Annotated in this window: 20 protein-coding genes; 10 read left to right on the top strand and 10 right to left on the bottom strand. The window is 69.6% G+C overall.

Annotated elements, in window-relative coordinates; genetic code table 11:
• Positions 1–64 precede the first annotated feature (64 nt).
• The gene (locus U5K29_14370) at positions 65–1,420 is read right to left on the bottom strand and encodes a lytic murein transglycosylase (protein ID MDZ7679724.1); all 1,356 of its coding nucleotides are present in this window, start codon (positions 1,418–1,420) and stop codon (positions 65–67) included.
• Positions 1,421–1,548: 128 nt separating this feature from the next.
• Between U5K29_14370 and U5K29_14365 the strand changes: the two genes are divergently transcribed.
• Positions 1,549–2,421, top strand: a complete 873-nt coding sequence (locus U5K29_14365; GenBank protein MDZ7679723.1) for a crotonase/enoyl-CoA hydratase family protein — start codon at positions 1,549–1,551, stop codon at positions 2,419–2,421.
• Positions 2,421–3,779 carry an FAD-binding oxidoreductase gene (locus U5K29_14360; protein MDZ7679722.1) on the top strand — a complete coding sequence of 453 codons (1,359 nt, stop codon included), beginning with the start codon at positions 2,421–2,423 and terminating at the stop codon, positions 3,777–3,779. Before U5K29_14365 ends, U5K29_14360 begins: the two co-directional genes overlap by 1 nt.
• Here the strand turns inward: U5K29_14360 and U5K29_14355 are convergent.
• Both U5K29_14355 and U5K29_14350 read right to left on the bottom strand, forming a co-directional pair.
• Positions 3,771–4,544, bottom strand: coding sequence for a glycerophosphodiester phosphodiesterase (locus U5K29_14355; protein ID MDZ7679721.1), 774 nt, complete (start codon positions 4,542–4,544; stop codon positions 3,771–3,773). The two genes, U5K29_14360 and U5K29_14355, sit on opposite strands and share 9 nt — an antisense overlap.
• 14 nt (positions 4,545–4,558) lie before the next feature.
• Positions 4,559–6,118, bottom strand: coding sequence for an AMP-binding protein (locus tag U5K29_14350; protein ID MDZ7679720.1), 1,560 nt, complete (start codon positions 6,116–6,118; stop codon positions 4,559–4,561).
• A 119-nt stretch (positions 6,119–6,237) separates the two neighbouring features.
• Between U5K29_14350 and U5K29_14345 the strand changes: the two genes are divergently transcribed.
• On the top strand, positions 6,238–7,449 hold the full coding sequence (locus U5K29_14345) for an acyl-CoA dehydrogenase family protein (protein MDZ7679719.1): 1,212 nt from the start codon (positions 6,238–6,240) through the stop codon (positions 7,447–7,449).
• Between the two features lie 32 nt (positions 7,450–7,481).
• On the opposite strand, the gene U5K29_14340 is transcribed toward U5K29_14345, so the two are convergent.
• Positions 7,482–8,078: a histidine phosphatase family protein gene (locus U5K29_14340; GenBank protein MDZ7679718.1), complete on the bottom strand. Its 597-nt coding sequence runs from the start codon at positions 8,076–8,078 to the stop codon at positions 7,482–7,484.
• A gap of 73 nt (positions 8,079–8,151) precedes the next feature.
• Between U5K29_14340 and pyk the strand changes: the two genes are divergently transcribed.
• From pyk to U5K29_14315, 5 genes are all read left to right on the top strand, one after another.
• Positions 8,152–9,585 carry a pyruvate kinase gene (pyk, locus tag U5K29_14335; GenBank protein MDZ7679717.1) on the top strand — a complete coding sequence of 478 codons (1,434 nt, stop codon included), beginning with the start codon at positions 8,152–8,154 and terminating at the stop codon, positions 9,583–9,585.
• 47 nt (positions 9,586–9,632) lie between these two features.
• Positions 9,633–10,085 carry a DUF3151 family protein gene (locus U5K29_14330; GenBank protein ID MDZ7679716.1) on the top strand — a complete coding sequence of 151 codons (453 nt, stop codon included), beginning with the start codon at positions 9,633–9,635 and terminating at the stop codon, positions 10,083–10,085.
• A complete protein-coding gene (locus tag U5K29_14325; GenBank protein MDZ7679715.1) occupies positions 10,022–10,678 on the top strand; it encodes a molybdenum cofactor guanylyltransferase in 657 nt (218 codons plus the stop codon). The genes U5K29_14330 and U5K29_14325 overlap by 64 nt, the downstream gene beginning before the upstream one ends.
• Positions 10,679–10,778: 100 nt before the next feature.
• A complete protein-coding gene (locus U5K29_14320; protein MDZ7679714.1) occupies positions 10,779–11,111 on the top strand; it encodes a rhodanese-like domain-containing protein in 333 nt (110 codons plus the stop codon).
• Positions 11,108–12,277, top strand: coding sequence for an HRDC domain-containing protein (locus tag U5K29_14315; protein MDZ7679713.1), 1,170 nt, complete (start codon positions 11,108–11,110; stop codon positions 12,275–12,277). Before U5K29_14320 ends, U5K29_14315 begins: the two co-directional genes overlap by 4 nt.
• A gap of 9 nt (positions 12,278–12,286) precedes the next feature.
• Here the strand turns inward: U5K29_14315 and U5K29_14310 are convergent, their stop codons facing one another.
• Positions 12,287–12,583 (bottom strand): hypothetical protein, encoded by a 297-nt coding sequence (locus U5K29_14310; GenBank protein MDZ7679712.1) that lies wholly within the window; start codon positions 12,581–12,583, stop codon positions 12,287–12,289.
• A complete protein-coding gene (locus U5K29_14305) occupies positions 12,580–13,404 on the bottom strand; it encodes a sulfite exporter TauE/SafE family protein (protein MDZ7679711.1) in 825 nt (274 codons plus the stop codon). The genes U5K29_14310 and U5K29_14305 overlap by 4 nt, the downstream gene beginning before the upstream one ends.
• Before the next feature lie 229 nt (positions 13,405–13,633).
• Between U5K29_14305 and U5K29_14300 the strand changes: the two genes are divergently transcribed.
• The gene (locus tag U5K29_14300) at positions 13,634–13,828 is read left to right on the top strand and encodes a hypothetical protein (GenBank protein ID MDZ7679710.1); all 195 of its coding nucleotides are present in this window, start codon (positions 13,634–13,636) and stop codon (positions 13,826–13,828) included.
• Positions 13,829–13,847: 19 nt separating this feature from the next.
• Here the strand turns inward: U5K29_14300 and U5K29_14295 are convergent, their stop codons facing one another.
• From U5K29_14295 to U5K29_14285, 3 genes are read right to left on the bottom strand one after another with little or no spacing between them, the layout of a single operon-like run.
• A complete protein-coding gene (locus tag U5K29_14295; protein ID MDZ7679709.1) occupies positions 13,848–14,837 on the bottom strand; it encodes a hypothetical protein in 990 nt (329 codons plus the stop codon).
• Positions 14,838–14,843: 6 nt separating this feature from the next.
• A complete protein-coding gene (locus tag U5K29_14290) occupies positions 14,844–15,779 on the bottom strand; it encodes an AAA family ATPase (GenBank protein MDZ7679708.1) in 936 nt (311 codons plus the stop codon).
• Between the two features lie 18 nt (positions 15,780–15,797).
• A complete protein-coding gene (locus U5K29_14285) occupies positions 15,798–16,547 on the bottom strand; it encodes a hypothetical protein (GenBank protein MDZ7679707.1) in 750 nt (249 codons plus the stop codon).
• A 201-nt stretch (positions 16,548–16,748) separates the two neighbouring features.
• On the opposite strand from U5K29_14285, the gene U5K29_14280 reads away from it, so the two are divergent.
• Positions 16,749–17,330, top strand: coding sequence for an ATP-binding protein (locus tag U5K29_14280; GenBank protein ID MDZ7679706.1), 582 nt, complete (start codon positions 16,749–16,751; stop codon positions 17,328–17,330).
• 77 nt (positions 17,331–17,407) lie between these two features.
• On the opposite strand, the gene pgl is transcribed toward U5K29_14280, so the two are convergent.
• On the bottom strand, positions 17,408–18,091 hold the full coding sequence (gene pgl / locus U5K29_14275) for a 6-phosphogluconolactonase (protein ID MDZ7679705.1): 684 nt from the start codon (positions 18,089–18,091) through the stop codon (positions 17,408–17,410).
• Positions 18,092–18,100 lie beyond the last annotated feature (9 nt).

Here is an 18,100-nt window from a genome sequence, read left to right as displayed (position 1 = left end):
GGACGCCCGCGTGATCTGAGTCGCCACGGGTCGCTCGAACGGTATTCATTGCGTTGTCGCCGTGTCAATTGTCATGGTCGCCTCCGAGGGGCAGTCCCAGACGGTCGTAGGAGAGACGGTGGCTGAGCACCGAGCTCACATACGACTGGGAGCGGTTGTAGGACAGCAGCGCGCGGTTGAGCGAGGCTGGACGGTCGAGCCGGCTGTGCGAGCGGCACAGGTAGGCAGCGGCTGCGGCGGCGGCGTCATAGAGGTTGTGGGGATCCATCCGACCGTCGCCGTCGCCGTCGCGGCGAACCATGCGCCAGGTCGAGGGGATGAACTGCATCGGACCGACCGCCCGGTCGAACACCGGGTCGCCGTCGAGGGCGCCACCGTCGGTGTCTGGGATGCGAAGGATGCCGTCGGCTCCGTCGAGCGCGATGCCGGTGATGCGCCGGGTGGTGGTGCCGTCGGCTCGCACCGTGGAGCGGCCGTAGTGGCCGTGGCGACTCTCGACGCGGCCGATGCCGGCGAGCACGGACCACGGCACCGCACAGCTCGGTAGCTCCGCGTTGACCACACCGGCGGCGGTGCGGTAGGCGTCGAGGGCGACGACGGTGAAGTCGGCGCCCTCGACCCGCGAGGTCATGAACACCTCGCTGAAGCGTTCCTGGGCTCCGGGCAGCGCCGGCTCGGCGACCGCCAGCTCCTCGATGGCGTCATCGCGTCGCTGGGTGTTGACCTCGATCTCCTCGCGCACTCGGATCAGATCATCCTGGGTGTGGTCGATCTGGCGACCGAGGAAGGTGACCTCGGCTTCGGCGAGCGCCAAGCGCTCGCGAAGCGTGGTGTCCACCGCCTCCATCATCACCCGTTGCCGTCCGGTCTCGGCCACGGCGGTCGGGTCGAGTCCGATCCCGAGCCCGGGCGCGGGGTCACCGGCCCCGACATAGGCGGCCACGGCCAGCGCCCCGAGCTCGTCTCGCAGCTGGGCGGCCCGCTGACCGGCCGAGCGGCGGCGCCCGGTCATGGCAGAGATCTGGGTGCGGTGGCCCTGCCGCTCACCCTCGAGGCGGTCGAGGTCGGTCGAGGCCTGGTTCCGGACGGCGCGGTTGGTGCGGATCGTCGCCTCCAGCGAGCGGATCTCGGCTTCGGCGTCCTCGACGGCGACCCCGACGGCCGGGACCTCGCGAACCGACTCCGGTAGAAGGGCTCGTGCCTCCTCGAGCGCCGATTCGGAGCCCAGCGGGTCGGGGGGACCGATCTCGGACTCGGGGTCGGCCAGCACCCTGTCGATCAGGCCCTCGTCGGGTACCGCTTGGGCAGCGCCAGGGGCAGCGGAGGCGAGCAGCGCGACCACCGCGGCGGCGGCGGTGGTCACGCGTGCCCGATGGCGACTGCCGCGGAGGCAGCGGAGGAGGAAGGGATGGGTGTCCATGATCTGAGGCGACTCCATGATGGCCGCTCCCGAGGGCTGGATGAGACATGCTCGCCGTCGGGGTGTCCGACGGGCCGATCGCTGTGGCTTGGGTAGGGTGCTGCTCGAAGCGACACGTGGGAGATGAGATGAGCAAGACCGCCAGCACCGCAGACGACGGGGCGTCCCGGGTCACCGTGTCGATCGACGGTGCGGTGGCCGATGTGCGCCTGAACCGCCCGTCGAAGCTCAACGCGGTCGACCCGGCGATGTTCCGGGCGTTGGTCGACACCGGTGCAGCCCTCCGAGCCGACCGCTCGGTTCGGGCCATCGTGCTGTCGGGGGAGGGGCGCGGGTTCTGTGCCGGCCTCGACCTGTCGAGCTTCGCGGCGATGGCCGGCGGAGATCGCACCCGCTCCGACTCGGGGGACACCGACGACCGGGCCCCCGATGCTGTCGGCCCGAGCACCATCCTCGATCGGGGGGATCGCATCACGTCGTTGGGTCAGCAGGCCGCCTACACCTGGACCGAGCAGCCGGCGCCGGTGATCGCCGCGATCACCGGTCCGGCGTTGGGTGCGGGCTTGCAGATCGCGCTGGCCGCAGACATCCGCTTCATCGCTCCCGACGCGACGATGAGCGTGCTCGAGATCCGATGGGGTCTGGTACCCGACATGACCGGCACCCAGATGCTGCCGCGGTTGGTCGGCCTCGACGTGGCCAAGGAGCTCGCCTTCACCGGGCGGATGGTCGATGGCCGCGAGTGTGTCGAGCTCGGCCTTGCCACCCACCTGAGCGAGGACCCGAAGGGGGCAGCGATGGAGCTGGCCAGTGAGATCGCCGCCAAGAGCCCCCACGCGATCCGTGGCGCCAAGCGGCTGGTCAACATGGCAGGGCAAGCCCCGTTGGCCGAGGGTTTCGCGGCCGAGGCCGAGACCATGGCCGCGCTCATCGGCTCGGCGAACAACGCCGAGGCCGTCAGGGCCTACTTCGAGCAGCGGGCACCCGACTTCCAGGACTGATGGCCCGCACCGGACTCCTCGACGAGCTGGCGGGCGTGGTCGGCACGTCCCACGTGCTGACCGGTGACCTGACTGCCGCCCACGTGGCCGACTGGACCGGACGATGGACGGGTGGGTGCGCCGCAGTGGTGCGTCCGGCCTCGACCGCAGAGCTGGCAGCGGTGGTCGAGGTCTGCTCCGGTCACGGTGCCCCGATGGTCGCCCAGGGCGGGAACACCGGGCTCGTCGGTGGCGCGGTTCCCGAGGGTGACGCGGTGGTGCTGTCGACCAGCCGCTTGCGCACGCTCGGTCCGGTCGACGCGGTCAGCGGCCAGGTCACCGCAGGAGCAGGTGTCACCGTGGCCGAGGTGCTGACCGCGGCCCGGCGCGCGGGTTGGCGCTACGCCGTCGACTTCGCCGCCCGCGACACCGCGACCATCGGAGGTTCGATCGCCACCAACGCCGGCGGTCACCACGTGCTGCGCTTCGGGATGACGCGTCGCCAGCTGGTCGGCATCGAGGCGGTCCTGGCCGATGGCCGCGTGCTGTCGCACCTGGGTGGATTGGTCAAGGACAACACCGGATACGACCTGGCTGGGCTGTTCTGTGGAAGCGAGGGCACCCTCGGCATCGTCACCGCCGCCCGGCTCGCGCTGGTCCCCGAGCCCGGTCCCTTGGCCGTGGCGCTGGTCGGCTTCGCCGACCTGCACACCGCCATCGGCGCCATCGGGCCGCTCCGTCGGGCGCTGCCCGAGGTGGAGGCCATCGAGCTCATGCTCGACGACGGGCTCGCGGCGGTGGGCGCGCACCTGGGGGTGCGACCTCCGGTAGCGGATCCGGTCGTGCTCCTCATCGAGACGGGAGGGGGCCCCGATCCGGTCGAGACCCTCGTCGAGGCCGTCGCGTCGGCGGGGCCGGTGGGCTCCACCGCGGTCGGGTCCGATCCCCGCAGCAGCGCCGAGATCTGGCGCTGGCGGGAGGCCCACACCGAGGTCATCAACGCGGTGGGCCCTCATCCTCCCCACAAGCTCGATGTCACCCTGCCGCTCGACGTCGTGGCAGAGTTCGTTCCACGGGTCCGAGCCGCCGTTCGGTCCGCGCATCCCGACGCGACCACGTGGATCTTCGGGCATGCGGGCGACGGCAACCTGCACGTCAACGTCACCGGTCCTGTGCCCGAGGACGGATCCGTCGACGAGATCGTCCTGCGGCTGGTGGCCGACGTCGGGGGGAGCATCAGCGCAGAGCATGGCATCGGTCGGGTCAAGCGGCCGTGGCTCCACCTCAACCGCAGCGCCGAGGAGATCGACACTTTTCGGGCCATCAAGGCCGCGCTCGATCCCGACGGACTGTTCAACCCGGGGGTGCTCCTACCCTGACGCCCCCGCCCACTGGCCGCGCCGCTCGAGGACCTCGCGCAGGACGGCGGGGCGGTCGGTCATGATGCCGTCGACGCCGAGATCGAGGAGGCGCCCCATCTCGTCGGGGTCGTCGATGGTCCACACGTGCACCTGGAGGCCGAGACGATGGGCGGCGGCCACCAGTCGTCGGTCGGTGACGGTCACCCCCTTGGCTTTCACCGGCACCTGGGCGCACGGGGCGGGCAGTTGCAGCGGCGCACCGAACGATGCCGCTTTCAACCGGGCGATCCCGCGCGGACCCAGTGACGTGCACAGCTCGGGTCCCAGCGCGTTCCGCACTCGTTCGAGGCGTTGATCCGAGAACGCTCCGATGCACACGCGGCGCACCGAGTCGGTCCGGCGGATGGCCTCGACCAACGGGTCGACCGCGCTGTCGTGCTTCGGGTCGATGTTGATGCGGAGCGCGGGCCAGGTGCCGAGGATGTCCTCGAACAGTGGAATCGGCTCACGGCCGTCCACCCGTGCCCGGCTGACCTCTGACCACGGCAGGTCGCGGATGAGCCCGCTTCGGTCGGTGACCCGGTCGAGGGCCTCGTCGTGGAACGCGACGAGCACGCCATCGGAGGTGACGTGCACGTCGGTCTCGACATAGGGGTAGTCGAGGGCCACTGCGTGCTCGAACGCCGGCATCGTGTTCTCCGGCCAGTCGCCCGCGCCGCCCCGGTGCGCGAACGCGAGGGGACCACCGTGGTCGAGGAACTCGAAGTCGGCGGCTCTGGTCACTTGGGGCCGGCCGATCAGACGAGCTTGGAGTCGCGGCCCTGCCAGTACTCGTCACGGAGCAGGCGCTTGTAGAGCTTGCCGGTGGGGTGGCGGGGCAGCTCATCGCGGAAGTCGACCGAGCGCGGGCACTTGACGTCGGCGAGCTGCTCGCGGCAGGTGGCGATGATGTCGCGTGCGAGCTCTTCGGAGGGTTCGTAGCCCTCGGCGAGCTGGACCACGGCCTTGACCTCTTCGCCGAAGTCTTCGTTGGGGACACCGATGACCGCGACGTCGAGCACTGCAGGGTGCATGGTGAGGACGTTCTCGGCTTCCTGGGGATAGACGTTCACCCCGCCGGTGATGATCATGTATGCCTTGCGGTCGGTGAGGTACAGGAACCCGTCCTCGTCGACCCGCCCGACGTCGCCGAGGGTGGTCCAGCCCCGGCCCTTCGGGTCGCGCGAGTCCTCGGTCTTGTCGGGGTCGTTGTGGTACTCGAAGGAGCCCTCGGAGCCGAAGTAGACCGTGCCCGCCTCGCCGGTGGGAACCTCGTTGCCGTCCTCGTCGAGGATGTGCACCTCGCCCACGAGCGGCCGTCCCACCGTGCCCTTGTGCTCGAGCCAGTCCTGGGAGTTGGTGTACACGAACCCGTTGCCCTCGGTGCCGGCGTAGTACTCGTGCAGCACCGGGCCCCACCACTCGATCATCTGCTCCTTGACCGGAATCGGGCAGGGGGCGGCGGCGTGGATGGCCACCTGCAGGCTCGACACGTCGTAGCGGTTGCGGACCTCCTCGGGCAGCTTCAGCATCCGCACGAACATGGTGGGCACCCACTGGCTCGTGGTGACCCGGTACTGCTCGATGAGCGTCAGGGCCTCCTCGGGATCGAAGTGCTCCATCACGATCACGGTGCCTCCGAACCGGTGGATCCCCATGCAGAAGCGCAGCGGCGCGGCGTGGTACAGGGGGGCGGGGTTGAGGTACACGGCGTCCTCGTCGAAGCCGAACAGCAGCTGTCCCGCTCCCGACAAGGCGGTGGGCGTTCCCAGCTCGGTGTCGGACATGGGGATCTTCACGCCCTTCGGCCTGCCCGTCGTCCCCGACGAGTACAACATGTCGAGCCCCTCGTGGCGGGGTTCGGGGAGCGGCTCGGCGGGTTGTGCGGCCACCGCGTCCTCGAAGCGCTCGTAGCCGTCGAGGTCGGTGTCGATGATGAACCGGTGGGTGACGTCGGGAGTCTTGTCGGTGAGCTGGGAGGCAGCGTCGCGCTTGTAGGCGCTGGTGATGAACACCTTCGCCCCGCAGTCGTTGAGGATGTATTGCATCTCGTCGACGGTCAGGCGCGAGCTGATGGCGGTCCAGTACACCCCGGCGTAGGCCGCGCCCCAGGCGATCTTGAAGAAGTCGGGGTGGTTCTCCAGACAGAACGCCACGTGCTCGCCTTCGGCGACACCGCAGGCACGGATCAGCTGGGAGATCTGGTTGGCAGCGTCGTCGAGCTCGCGGTAGGTCACGGGTTGGCCGGTGGAGACCATGATGTAGGCCGGGTGATCGGGCCGGGTCTCGGCGAAGGCGCCTGGGTAGTTGGTCGACATGGTCCGCGACCGTACCGCGTACGGTCGCGGCGCGGCGTCGAGTCGCCCTCCGGACCTGCCGCGAGTAGCGTCGACGGCACTCCGTTGGACGAGATGTCAAGAGAGGCTTGGGGAACAGGATGGCCGTCACCGACGCAGCAAGCACACAGGTCGACGAGCAGCGGGTGCGCGACGCGCTCGAACAGCTCGTCTCGGGACACGACACCTCCGATGCCGTCGGCTTCCTCGGGGCGCAGTACGACCTCGGTCTGGCATGGGTGCACTTCCCCGAGGGCTACGGCGGCCTCGGGCTCTCGCCCAAGCTGCAGAACCTCGTCAACGCCAGGCTCGCCGAGGTCCACGCGCCGAGTCCCTACGCCCGCAACCCCATCGGCTACGGCATGGGGGCGCCCACCATCGTCACCCACGGCTCCGAGGAGCAGAAGCAGCGGTACCTGCGCCCCCTCTTCACCGGCGAGGAGATCTGGTGTCAGCTCTTCAGCGAACCGGGGGCGGGCTCCGACGTCGCCGGTCTGTCCAGCCGGGCGGTGCGCGACGGTGACGAGTGGGTGGTGAACGGCCAGAAGGTGTGGACCACCCTCGCGCACCTCTCGCGGTGGGGGATGCTGGTCGTACGCACCGACCCCGATCAGCCCAAGCACAAGGGTCTCACCTACTTCGTCGTCGACATGGAGGCCCCCGGTGTCGAGGTGCGGCCCTTGCGCCAGATGACCGGCGACGCGGAGTTCAACGAGGTCTACTTCACCGACGTCCGCATCCCCGACTCCGAGCGCCTCGGCGACACCGGTGAGGGATGGGGCGTGTCGCTCACCACCCTCATGAACGAACGGGTCTCGATCGGCGGGGGCGTCGCACCCCGCGGGTCGGGCCACATCGCGACCGCGGTCAAGGCCTATCACGACCACCGCGATGCCCGTGGCGAACGGCACCGGTCTGCGCTGAAGGACCAGCTCATGAGTCTCTGGGTCCGGGCCGAGGTTCACCGCCTGACCAACATGCGAGCCTCGGACAACCGCAAGATGGGCACTCCCGGACCCGAGGGCTCGGTCGGCAAGCTGGCGTCGGCCGAGCTGAACAAGGAGATCACCTCGTTCACCATCGATCTCCTCGGTCCCGAGGGCCTGCTCTACGACGACTACACCATGCGCCGCCCCGACACCGCGGCCGAGGGACGCACACCCCAACGGGCGTTCCTTCGCATGCGGGCCAACTCGATCGAGGGAGGCACCACCGAGGTCATGCGCAACATCCTCGGCGAGCGCGTCCTGGGTCTGCCCGGCGACATCCGGGTCGACAAGGACCGGCCCTGGATCGAGGTGCCCCGCAACTGAGGCCCTGCGGGACCCCGCGGGCTAGCGGGAGGTTAGCGGTGGGTCCGACGCAGGTCGGGCAGGTGGGGGATCTCGTTGACGCTCACGAGCGAGCGAACACCGCGGGAGGAGGCCATCACCCGGCTGATGCTGGTGTAGGTCGGCTCGAAGAACAGTGGACGATCGATGCCCAGGATGGTCGACAGGTAGGCGTTGATGACCCCGCCGTGGCACACCACCGCCACCTGTCGCCCGGGATTGGCCTCGACGATGCGTTCGACGGCGGCCGCGGCCTGGTCGCGGAAGGCGAACTGCTCCGGTGCCCCCAGGCGCTCCATCAGCTCCTGCCAGCGGGGGTCGTCGGAGCCGCGGAGCTCCTCCAACGGGATGTAGTGCTCTTCGTCGGCGTCGAACTCGCGAAGGTCGTCGTCGACGCGGGCCTCGGTGCCGAACGCGGCCTCGATGGGTGCTGCGGTCTGGCGGGCACGGCGGAGCGGACTCGTCCACACCTCGTCGATGGGCTCGGAGTGCAGCCACCCGGCGAGGGTCTCGGCTTGGCGGTGACCTTCGTCGCTGAGGTCGGGGTCGGCCGGCCCGTCGCCTCCGTCGATCCGGATGGGCAGGGCGTGGCGGATCAAGAGCAGCTCCATGGGGGTGCGAGCTTACGAGCCGGGGAGAGCCGGATGGAACCGAGGGCCCCAGAAGCTGGATAGCGTGAACGCCATGCATCGTCGGACCAAGATCATCGCCACCATCGGGCCCGCCTCCGATGAGCCAGCAACCCTCGAGGCCATGATCGAGGCGGGGATGGACGTGGCAAGGATCGGTCTCGCCCACGGCACCCTCGACGAGCAGATGGAGCGCTACCACCGGGTGCGGGCCGCGGCCAAGGCCGTGGGCCGGCCGGTCGGCATCCTGGTCGACCTCCCAGGACCCAAGGTCAGGGCGGCATCCTTCGGCGACGATGAGGGTCTCATGTTGCTCGAGGGCCTTCCCGTACGGCTCGCTCCGGGCAACACCGGCAGCACGCTCGAGTTGATCGAGATCGACTATCCAGAGCTGCTCGAGGACATCCACCCTGGCGACCGGCTCATGTTCGGCGACGGAACGGTGATCGTCGAGATCCACGAGCACGGTGGTGACCACCTCCAGGGCACGGTCGCCCACGGCGGCTGGGTGCAGGGACGACCCGGGGTCCACATCCCCAGCGACCGGCTCCGCGTGGCCTCGCCCACCGACCAGGACCTGAAGTTCCTCGACGCGTTCATCGATGTCGGGGTCGACATCGTGGCCCTATCGTTCGTCCGCTCGGCCCACGACGTGCGACGGATCGGCACCGAGCCCCATCCTCACGGGCCGCTGGTCGTGGCCAAGATCGAGACCCGTGCCGCGGTCGAGAACCTCGACGGGATCATCGAGGCATCCGGGGCGATCATGGTGGCTCGGGGCGATCTCGGCGAGGAGTTCTCCATCGAGGAGATCCCACACCTGCAAAAGGACATCATCGCCCGGTGCATCGCCATGGGCCGACCGGCGATCACCGCCACCCAGATGCTGGAATCGATGGTCCACGCGCCATCGCCCACCCGGGCGGAGGCGACCGACGTGGCCAATGCCGTCTTCGACGGGACCAGCGCGATCATGCTGTCGGCCGAGACGGCGATCGGCCACGATCCGGTCCGGGTGGTCACGACCATGAACCGGATCGCCCAGACAGCCGACCAGCGTTTCGACTACGGAAGCTGGGCCAAGGCGCTCAGCCTCCGTCAGCTGAGCGAGGCGTCGGGTCTCGACACTCGGGTCACCGACGCCATGACCATGGCCGCCTGGCAGGCTGCAGCCGACATGTCGGCAGCAGCGATCATCTGCATCACGCGGTCGGGCTTCACCGCCAGGGCCATCGCCCGGTTCCGGCCGAAATCCCGCATCCTTGCCTACTCGCCCGACCCGCGGACGGTGCAGCAGCTGACGATGAGCTGGGGCGCGGTTCCGCTCTTCTCCGAGGCCCACGGCACCTTCACCGAGATGGTCGACTGGGCAGTCAGCGACGCGATGGGCGCGGGACTGGTGCGCAGCGGCGACGTCATCGTCGTCCTGGCTGGCTCGCGTGAGAACTCGGCGGCCACCGACACCATCCGACTGGTCCGAGTGCCATGAGCGCAAGCCTGCCCGAACCCGACGGTCACCGTCGGTAGCCTGCAACCATGTCCGAATCGCAACCGGTGCAGTTCAGCGGATCAGCTCCACCCGAGACGGTGCTCGATCCTGAGTCCGCCGACGCGCTCGATGCGTTGAGAGCGGCGATGAACGCCGATGCGGCCCAGCGGCGTGATGCGGTCGCGTCGGTGGTGGCCCGCTGGCCCACGTTCCTCGATGCATGGGCCCGACTGGGCGACGCCGGTCGGGACACGGTCGAGCGCTACGCCGCGTATCGGGTCGGCTACCACCGGGGGCTCGACCGGTTGAGAGCGAACGGGTGGCGTGGCTCGGGCCACGTGCGCTGGCGTCACCAGAACAACCGTGGGTTCCTCGCGGCACTGGCCGGCCTGGCCGCCACGGCCGCCGAGCTCGGCGAAGACGACGAAGCGGAGCGATGCGAGCTGTTCCTCCGGCAACTCGACCCGCAGTGGCCACCCGACGACCAGGAACGAACCTGACCGGACCGGCGGAGTTCCGGGCCGTGGTGCTCGCCGGCGGGAGGAGTCGCCGGATGGGCCACGACAAGGCGTTCATCGAGCTCGACGGCCTGCCACTGGTGAGTCGGTGCTCCCGCGCCCTGGTCGAGGCGGGAGCGCGGGAGGTGAGCGTGGTCGGCGGTGATCGCCCCCGGCTCGAGGCGCTCGGTCTGGTGGTCGTCGACGACCGCTACCCGGACGAGGGCCCGGTGGGTGGGGTGGTGACCGGATTGGACACCGGCCAGGGGTCCGATCTGGTCGTGGTGCTGGCTTGTGATCTGGCCGCACCGTCACCGACGGCGGTCGACATGACGGTGGGGGCGCTGGTCGCGCGTCCCGAGGCGGGGGTGGCGCGTCCGCTGCACCAGGGGGTTCCCCAGTGGCTGCACGGCTGCTGGCGGGTCTCGACCGCCCTCGAGCCGCTTCGTGCTCGCTTCGAACGGGGGACCCGGTCCTTCCGGGGGGCCACGTCGGGCTTGGAGGTGGTCGATGTCGACGGTGTGATGTCGCGCCATCTCGTCGACCTCGACACCGCTCATGACCTCGAGCAGGCCCGGGACCAGCAGCTGCCCTGAGCGCATGGGTGGAGCGGCCGACGCCGTCGGCCGTGCGATCAGGTACTAGCGTTGTGGCCGTTGCCCGCCGATGGAGCAACCAAGCCTAGGGAGCGCAATCGTGGAGACCAGCGAGATCGACGTCGAGGAGCTCGACACCCGCCTTGCCCAGGGTGCGGTGCTCGTCGATGTCCGGCGCCCCGACGAGCACGAGCAGGCCCACATCCCCGACGCGACCCTGATCCCCCTCGATCAGGTCCCCGATCGGGTCCACGAGCTTCCCGCCGACCGTGAGATCCTGGTGATCTGTCGCAGCGGCGGGCGCAGCGCCGCGGCCTGTGAGTTCTTGATGACCAACGGCATCGAGGCCACCAACGTCGCGGGTGGGATGCTGGCGTGGATCGACTCGGGGCGCCCGTTCGGCGGCACGGCCGCCGGACCCAGCGGGGCGTGAAGGTTCCGACTCCCATCACCGATCAGCGCGAGTTCGCCGCGCTGGTCGAGGTGCTCGAGTCGCAGCCGGTGATCGGGCTCGACACCGAGTTCCACCGCGAGCGCACGTACTTCCCCCGCATCGCCATGCTCCAGCTCAGCTGGGAGGATCAGGTCGCCCTCGTCGACCCGTTCGAGGTCGACCTCACCCCGCTCGGTCGGGTACTCGACAGCGACGCCACCACCGTCATCCACGCCGCGTCACAGGACCTCGAGGTGCTGCTTCGATCCTGTGGCACGGTGCCGCGGGAGCTGTTCGACACCCAAGTCGCGGCTGGCTTTCTCGGCATGTCGGCTCCCTCGCTGAGCGCCCTGGTCGAGCGCGAGATGGGCGAGCGCCTCCCCAAGGGCGACCGGCTCACCGACTGGCTCCAACGGCCCCTCACCGACGCGCAGCTGACCTATGCCGCCACCGACGTCGTGCACCTGATCGAGATCTGGAGACGTCAGCGTGAGGCGCTCGCCGACCGTGGCCGGTTGGCGTGGGCCCAGGACGAGTTCGCCGCGCTGCGCGACCGCGCGAGGGTGAGCCGCCCGCCCCAGGAGGCATGGACCCGGATCAAAGAAGCGCGCCAGCTCCGCGGATCCGCGCGCTCGATCGCTCGCGAGGTCGGGGCCTGGCGCGAGGAACGGGCGATCGAGGTCGACCAACCGCCGCGGTTCGTGCTGGCCGACCTCGCCGTGGTCGCCATCGCTCAGGGTGCTCCCACCACCGCGGCCCAGCTCCGAGCGATCCGTGGGGTCGACGACCGCCACACCAAGGGTGAGCTGGCCCAGCAGGTCCTCGACGCGGTGAAGCGGGGCCGCGAGCAACCTCCCGAGCGTCCACCCAGGAACACCGGGGGTGATCTGGCGCGCCATCTCCGTCCCGCGGTGAGCCTGGTGTCGTCGTGGGTCAGCCAGCTCGCACGCGACGAGGAGCTCGACACGGCGTTGCTCGCGACCAGAGCCGACCTCGAGTCGTTGCTGCGGGGCGACCCCGACAGTCGGCTGGCCGTCGGTTGGCGTGCCGAACTGGTGGGAGAACCCATCCGCCGGTTGGTCGCGGGGCAGGCGGCACTGGCCTTCGACGGCGAAGGCGGCCTGGTGCTCGAGTCGCGGTCCGGTCAGGCGCTCGACCTGGGCTGACGGTGGCTCCTACCAGGCGGTGGCGCCGGCGAAGGTGACGACCCCCAACACCGCGAGACCGACGAGCGCGAATCGAAGGTCGTGACGCCTGAACCACCGAAGGGTCAGCCATCCCACGCGCAACACGGGGACCGCGACGATCAGGGCGACGAAGCCGTAGGCCAACCGCTCACCCGCCCTTCCGGGAGTGAGCATGCCGGCGAGCGCGAGCAGCGCACCGAGCACCAGTCCGAGACGAAGCATGGCGATGAGCCGGCGTTGGCGCCCCACCAAGGGGTGCGAGGGCGGGGTGGGGTCACCGGTCACGGTCCGACGAGCACCACGACGGCGACGACCATCAGCACCACCGAGAGCACACGGCGCAACCCGGTCGGCGACATCCGGTCCTGGAGGTGGGCTCCGGCCAGCCCTCCGGCCAGTCCTCCGAGGCCGGCGGCGACGCTGGGGCCGGGCTCGATGCGGCCCTGTCCGGCGAACACCAGCAGCGCGGTGGCAGTGGTGATGCTCACCGCGAAGGTCGAGGTGGCAGCGGCGACCTTGATCGGGATCCACATGATCTCGCGCATGACCGGCGTCTTGACGAAGCCACCGCCCACTCCTGCCAATCCGGAGATGGCGCCGGCACCGACCATGGCGATCAGCCCCGCCGGGAGGCGCCGGGCACGGTAGGGGACCGGTCCCCCGGGGCTCTGATAGGTCCCGCCCAGGGTCCCGGGCCACTCCGCTGGTGGTTCGGCCACGAACTCGGGTTGGGGAACGTTGCGGGCCGGTGCCCTGCTCAGGCCGGCCACCGATGCCGCGAAGACCACCGACGCCAGCAGGATGCGCAGCGCGGTGTCGGGGGCGTGGACCGACCACCAGGCGGCCACCACGGCAGCGGTCGAGGCGGGGATCTCCACGGTGAGTCCGAGCCGGTGGTGGACCAGACCGTGGGCCAGCTGGTTGGGCGCTGCCGCCAGCGCACCCGCGCCGACCGTGACCAGCCCGATGGGTGCCGCGACGAGCGGGTCGGTGCCGGTCGCCACCAGCACCGGAACCAAAAGGATGGCCCCGCCGAGCCCTCCGAGGGTGCCCAGGGTGGCTGCTGCCGCCGCCAGCACCATCACCAGGATCGGATCGGGGCTCACCCGCGGGGTGCCGAGCCGGATCGAAGGGCCGTCTCGGAGGTGCTGATGCTCACCCGACCACTCTAGGAGACCCTGCGGCGGGAGTCGGTCGGTGTCATGACCATGACACGAGGTGGATGAGACCGAACGTGGCTGTCTGAGCGGAATTCTCGGTGGGGGTGCGCGACACGCAGCCTCGAACCCGGTATGGTGCAGACAGCATCGACGTTCGCAACACAGGAGCTGGCCCGTGAAGAAGGGTCGCCACCGGCGGTTCGAGGAAGCGCGAGCACTGAAGCGCTCCACGGACATCAACATCGAGGACATCTTCGAAAGCCTGCAGACCGACCGCGCGGAATCCGACGAGGTTCCGCCCGAGTGGTCCGACCTGGCCGATGATCTGGCCGATGATGATGACGACGACGACGAGGCCGAGTACTACTGAGCCCGTCGGCTGAGCCCGGTCAGGCCGGTGCTTGGTCCAGTGCCAGCTGCACCGCCCGATCGATGTCGCTGTCGTCGATGACCACCACCACCTCACGGCCACCGGATCGCGCCACGAGCGCCTCGGTCGCGACATCGCGCCGCGACGGTGTCCCGGGGTCGGGCACATCGACCAGCAGGTCGTGCACGAGCACGCCGTGCACACGGTCACGCTCACCCCGCACCCGTGGGTGGTAGTACTCGATCGGCCCCGCCCGAAGGCCACCGCGGTTGGCCCGAAAGCGGGGGATGAACACGCCGGCGGCATCGAAGCGCCGCACCAGTTCGACCAGCAGACGGTGCTGGGCGGTGGTTCGCCGATCGCAGAAGGGGGCGAGCTCGTCGGCGTTGAGCGGCTCGAACACCTCGTCGAGCACCTTGAGCGCAGGGAGGTAGGTGGAGCGGCGCGTGCCGGCGCGGACACGGCGGATCTCGCGCCCGGTCGGTCGTGTCCTCGGCACCTTGGCCAGTTGCGCCGACTGGAGCCAGCGGACGGCTTTGTGACCGTTGCTCCTCGCGTGCCGTAGGGTCGCGTCGTCGTAGGCCTCGGCAGGGAGCAGGTCGGCGGCCCGCCCGGCGTTGCGGATGGCGACCAGCGCCGCCACGAGCACACGGTTCTCCTCGAGGTTGTAGTCACGCCGGGGGACCGAGCACACGAACACGTCGGGAGCTCCCGCGCTCGCTCCGCGCGCCGCGGTCGTCTCGCTCCACAGCACCGGTCCCCGCAGCTCTCCCTGACAGCGTTCGGGCCGCGAGGTGACCGTGGTGGCCAGCGCCCGGGAGATGACCGGCATGCGGGTGAGGAGCCGTTCGGACTCGGGGCAGGTCGCCAGCCGGCTGCCGATGAGCTGATCGACGGTCTCCTCGGGCAGGCCGAGGGCGGCGTCGACCACTTCGGCCAGGTCGAAGGGCCGCCGGAGCAACGACCACAAGTCGTGGGTGGGTGAGGTACCGGTCGCCTTGGGGGCCATCGCCGATCAGATCGTCAGCTCGATGCCGAGCACCTCTCCGATGGTGCGTTGGGCCTCGAGGCGCTCGGCCTCCTCGAAGAGCGGCTCGACCGCCCGGTACAGGGCGGTGGCGCGGTCGTCGTCCATGCCCTCGAACTGTGGAAGGAAGTAGGCGTAGAACACCTCGTAGAGCAACCGTGAGTCCGAGCACCCGTCCTGGGCCCTGCGGGCGGCGTACTTGGCGGCGTCGAGGTACACCGCGGGCCCCAGGTCGCTGAAGTGCCGAAGGATCAGCAGTTCGTTGACGATCTCACCCGGCCCGTGGAGCAGCTTGCGGTAGCTCTCCTCGTCGGGTGTCCCCACCTCGATGAACGCGAACCGGCGCATCAGGGCATAGGACATCTCGAACAGCAGGTTCTTGTCGAACACGTTCATCGTGGCGATGATGCGCCACGACGCGGGCAGGCGGATGACGTCGGTGTCGGGCGGTGCTTCGAGCCCCGACGGAACGATGGACAACGGGTCGGGCTGGCCGGCCCGCTTGAACGGCAGCACCACGGGGGAGCCCGACAACACGGTGAAGAGCTGGCCGAACGCCCGGTCGAAGTTCGACCGGTTCATCTCGTCGATCACCAGCCATCGCCCGGTCATGATCGCCTCGACGAACAGGCCGGGCCGAAAGATCAGACCCTCAGCGGTGGGTTGGAGGCCCCCGATGGTCTCAAAGGTCGTCCATTCGCTGGTCGCGGTGGTCGGCAGATAGCCGGTGCACAGCATCGAACGCTGGGCCACCTCCGCCGCCACGTAGGCCAGCGTGGTCTTCCCCGTGCCGGGCGGGCCGGTCAAGATCAGGTGCTTGCCCGAATCGATGGCGGCGACGACCTGATCGAGGACGTGGGGAGGGAACAGGATCCCCTTCTCGTCGATCGCCCGTTGCAGCTCTATGCGCGTGAAACCGTCCACGAGTCCTTGGTCGGTCACCTAGGTGCGGTTCTTGAGGATTGGTGCCGGAACAGGGACCACCGACGAAGCCGACTCGATGTGGTCGACGAGCTGTTGGTAGCGCTCCTCGCCGATCATGGCGACGATCTCGTCGCGAAGCTCCCGATAGACGGGCTGCTCGGCGATGAAGGCATCGGGGCCGCCGGCCTCGGTGCACCACCAGTGGAACTCCTCGCCCCCGACGCCCCAGTCCTCCTGGTCCCAGGCGCGGAGGGTGTGGGTGGTGCGGTCGTTGTCGTCCACGTGGTAGGTGAGGCGCAGGGGAAGCTGCCAGCACACCTCGGGCTTCCAGTCGAGGGGCCGCTCGTCGACGGCGAGCGCGGCCGAGTGCAGAGCACAACCCGCACCGGTGGCGAAGCCCGGCCGGTTCAAGAAGATGCAGGCGCCGTCGACCAGGCGGGACACGGTCGTCTCGCCGTACTGCTTGAACGGGCCGCCTCGGCGCAGCGCCTCGCGACGGAACTGCCAGGTGTCATCGGTCAGCCGGCTCGTCGCTTCGGCCACCCGCTGGAGGTCGTCGTCATCGGCGAAGTGGGCGCCGAACGAACAGCACCCGTGCTCGCGCTCGGGTGCTGGTTCGCTGCCGATGCCGGGACAGCCCTGTCCGAAGATGCAGGTCCACGAGCTGGTGAGGAACGTCAGGTCGAACATCCACTCGTCGCCGTCATCGTCCACGAACGAGACCCACTGGCGGGTTCGGGAGCCGTTCGGTCGGTCACCTGCAGTCATGGGCAGGCACCGTAGTTGCCACATCGCGTCATCCGGTGCCATGGGGGCGCGTTCTGGTGCAACACTTGCGCGGTGATCGCACCCGACTCGCCCCACCTCCCCGATGCTGCGTAGCCTCCATCAACGGATGATCCAGACCTTCCACCCTCTCCGGCGTCTCGATCCGGCCCGCCGCTCCGAACGACGAGGTGGTGAGCTCGCATGGGCCTGAACGGCGAGTCCCAGAACCTCCCGCCGGCGGGGCTCCGGTGCCATGTCGTGGTGACCGGCCCTCCCGGATCGGGCAAGACGATGCTGGCCCGTCCTCTGGCCCGGGCCCTCGGCATTCCCTTGTTGAGCAAGGACGACATCAAAGAGGCGCTGTTCGACGAGTTGGGCACCGGCGACCGGCTGTGGGCCCGGCGGTTGGGCCGGGCCAGCATCACCGTCCTGTACCGGCTCGCGGCCGACTGCCCCTCGGCAGTGATCGAGGCGGTGTTCCAGCGTGACGCCGCGATGGAGGACCTCCATTCGCTGGGCACGCCGCTGATCGAGATCCACTGTCGCTGTGCCCCCGAGACCGCGATCGAACGGTTCGAGCAACGGGCCGACACCGACCGCCACCCGGGCCACCTCGACTACCGTCAACCGCGAAACAAGCTCGAGCAGCTGGTGCACGAGGGCAGCGCACCGCTCGGCCTCGGGGGGTCGTTGCTCGAGATCGACACCTCGGATCTGCTGGATCTCGACGCGATCGTCGAGTGGGTCCGCACCCGACCGGAGTGGGACTCCCCGCAGCGCTGAGGCGGCGGAGGCACCGGTCGACGCGTTGGTGATCCGGTGTCGGGGTCGCGGGTGGGATCAGCTCGGCGGGGGCTCGATCACCGTTGGTGCTCGGGCAGCGCGCTCGCGGCCGCGGGATCGACCAGCCACACCAGCTCAGGGGCATCGAGGCGGGCGGCGGGGAGATCCTCGCCGCGGGCAACCGCTGCCAGCGCAAGGCTGGTGTCCTCACCGCTGACGGTGACCACGGCCAGGCGCGAACGGGCGATCGCGGAGAAGGTGAGGGTCATGCGTTCGTAGGGGTTGGCTCCGCTGGGATCGTGGTTCATCACGACCAAACGGCCGGGATCGGCCTCGAGCGCGGGCGACTCGGCGAACAGCGATGCGGTGTGACCGTCGGGTCCGAGTCCCAGGTGCACGACGTCGAACGCTCCGAGCTCTCCCACCTGGAGGTGGTATGGATCGGGGCCACGCTCACACTCCATGGGGTGGACCATGTTGGCTCCCCCGATCCGTTCGAGGAGCGCTTCGCGAGCCAGCCGGTAGTTGGAGTCGGGATGGTCGAGCGGCACGGCCCGCTCGTCGCCCCAGTAGAAGTCGACCTTCCACCAGTCGATGACGTTCGTGGCACGCTCGGCCAGGGCCTCATAGCATCGGCGCGCGGTCTCGCCGCCGGACAAGGCGATGGTGAAGCCGTCGCCGGGGCGAGTGCGATAGGCCTCGATGACGCGCTCGGCGAAGGCGACCGCAACATCTTCGACCACGATCAACTCGCCGTTCATCGTCCGCAC

Source organism: Acidimicrobiales bacterium, assembly GCA_034521975.1.
Lineage (GTDB): Bacteria > Actinomycetota > Acidimicrobiia > Acidimicrobiales > SKKL01 > SKKL01.
The sequence above is the reverse complement of the archived record's forward strand: the minus strand, read 5'-3'. Positions and strand labels throughout refer to the sequence as shown.

Coding starts and splice junctions, on each gene's coding strand:
- U5K29_14280 (MDZ7679706.1), top strand. CDS start 16,749: ATGGGCCTGAACGGCGAGTCCCAGAACCTCCCGCCGGCGGGGCTCCGG.
- pyk (MDZ7679717.1), top strand. CDS start 8,152: ATGCATCGTCGGACCAAGATCATCGCCACCATCGGGCCCGCCTCCGAT.
- U5K29_14370 (MDZ7679724.1), bottom strand. CDS start 1,420: ATGGACACCCATCCCTTCCTCCTCCGCTGCCTCCGCGGCAGTCGCCAT.
- U5K29_14285 (MDZ7679707.1), bottom strand. CDS start 16,547: ATGACTGCAGGTGACCGACCGAACGGCTCCCGAACCCGCCAGTGGGTC.
- U5K29_14345 (MDZ7679719.1), top strand. CDS start 6,238: ATGGCCGTCACCGACGCAGCAAGCACACAGGTCGACGAGCAGCGGGTG.
- U5K29_14365 (MDZ7679723.1), top strand. CDS start 1,549: ATGAGCAAGACCGCCAGCACCGCAGACGACGGGGCGTCCCGGGTCACC.
- U5K29_14350 (MDZ7679720.1), bottom strand. CDS start 6,118: ATGTCGACCAACTACCCAGGCGCCTTCGCCGAGACCCGGCCCGATCAC.
- U5K29_14295 (MDZ7679709.1), bottom strand. CDS start 14,837: ATGGCCCCCAAGGCGACCGGTACCTCACCCACCCACGACTTGTGGTCG.
- U5K29_14340 (MDZ7679718.1), bottom strand. CDS start 8,078: ATGGAGCTGCTCTTGATCCGCCACGCCCTGCCCATCCGGATCGACGGA.
- U5K29_14325 (MDZ7679715.1), top strand. CDS start 10,022: ATGCGAGCTGTTCCTCCGGCAACTCGACCCGCAGTGGCCACCCGACGA.
- U5K29_14360 (MDZ7679722.1), top strand. CDS start 2,421: ATGGCCCGCACCGGACTCCTCGACGAGCTGGCGGGCGTGGTCGGCACG.
- pgl (MDZ7679705.1), bottom strand. CDS start 18,091: ATGAACGGCGAGTTGATCGTGGTCGAAGATGTTGCGGTCGCCTTCGCC.
- U5K29_14330 (MDZ7679716.1), top strand. CDS start 9,633: ATGTCCGAATCGCAACCGGTGCAGTTCAGCGGATCAGCTCCACCCGAG.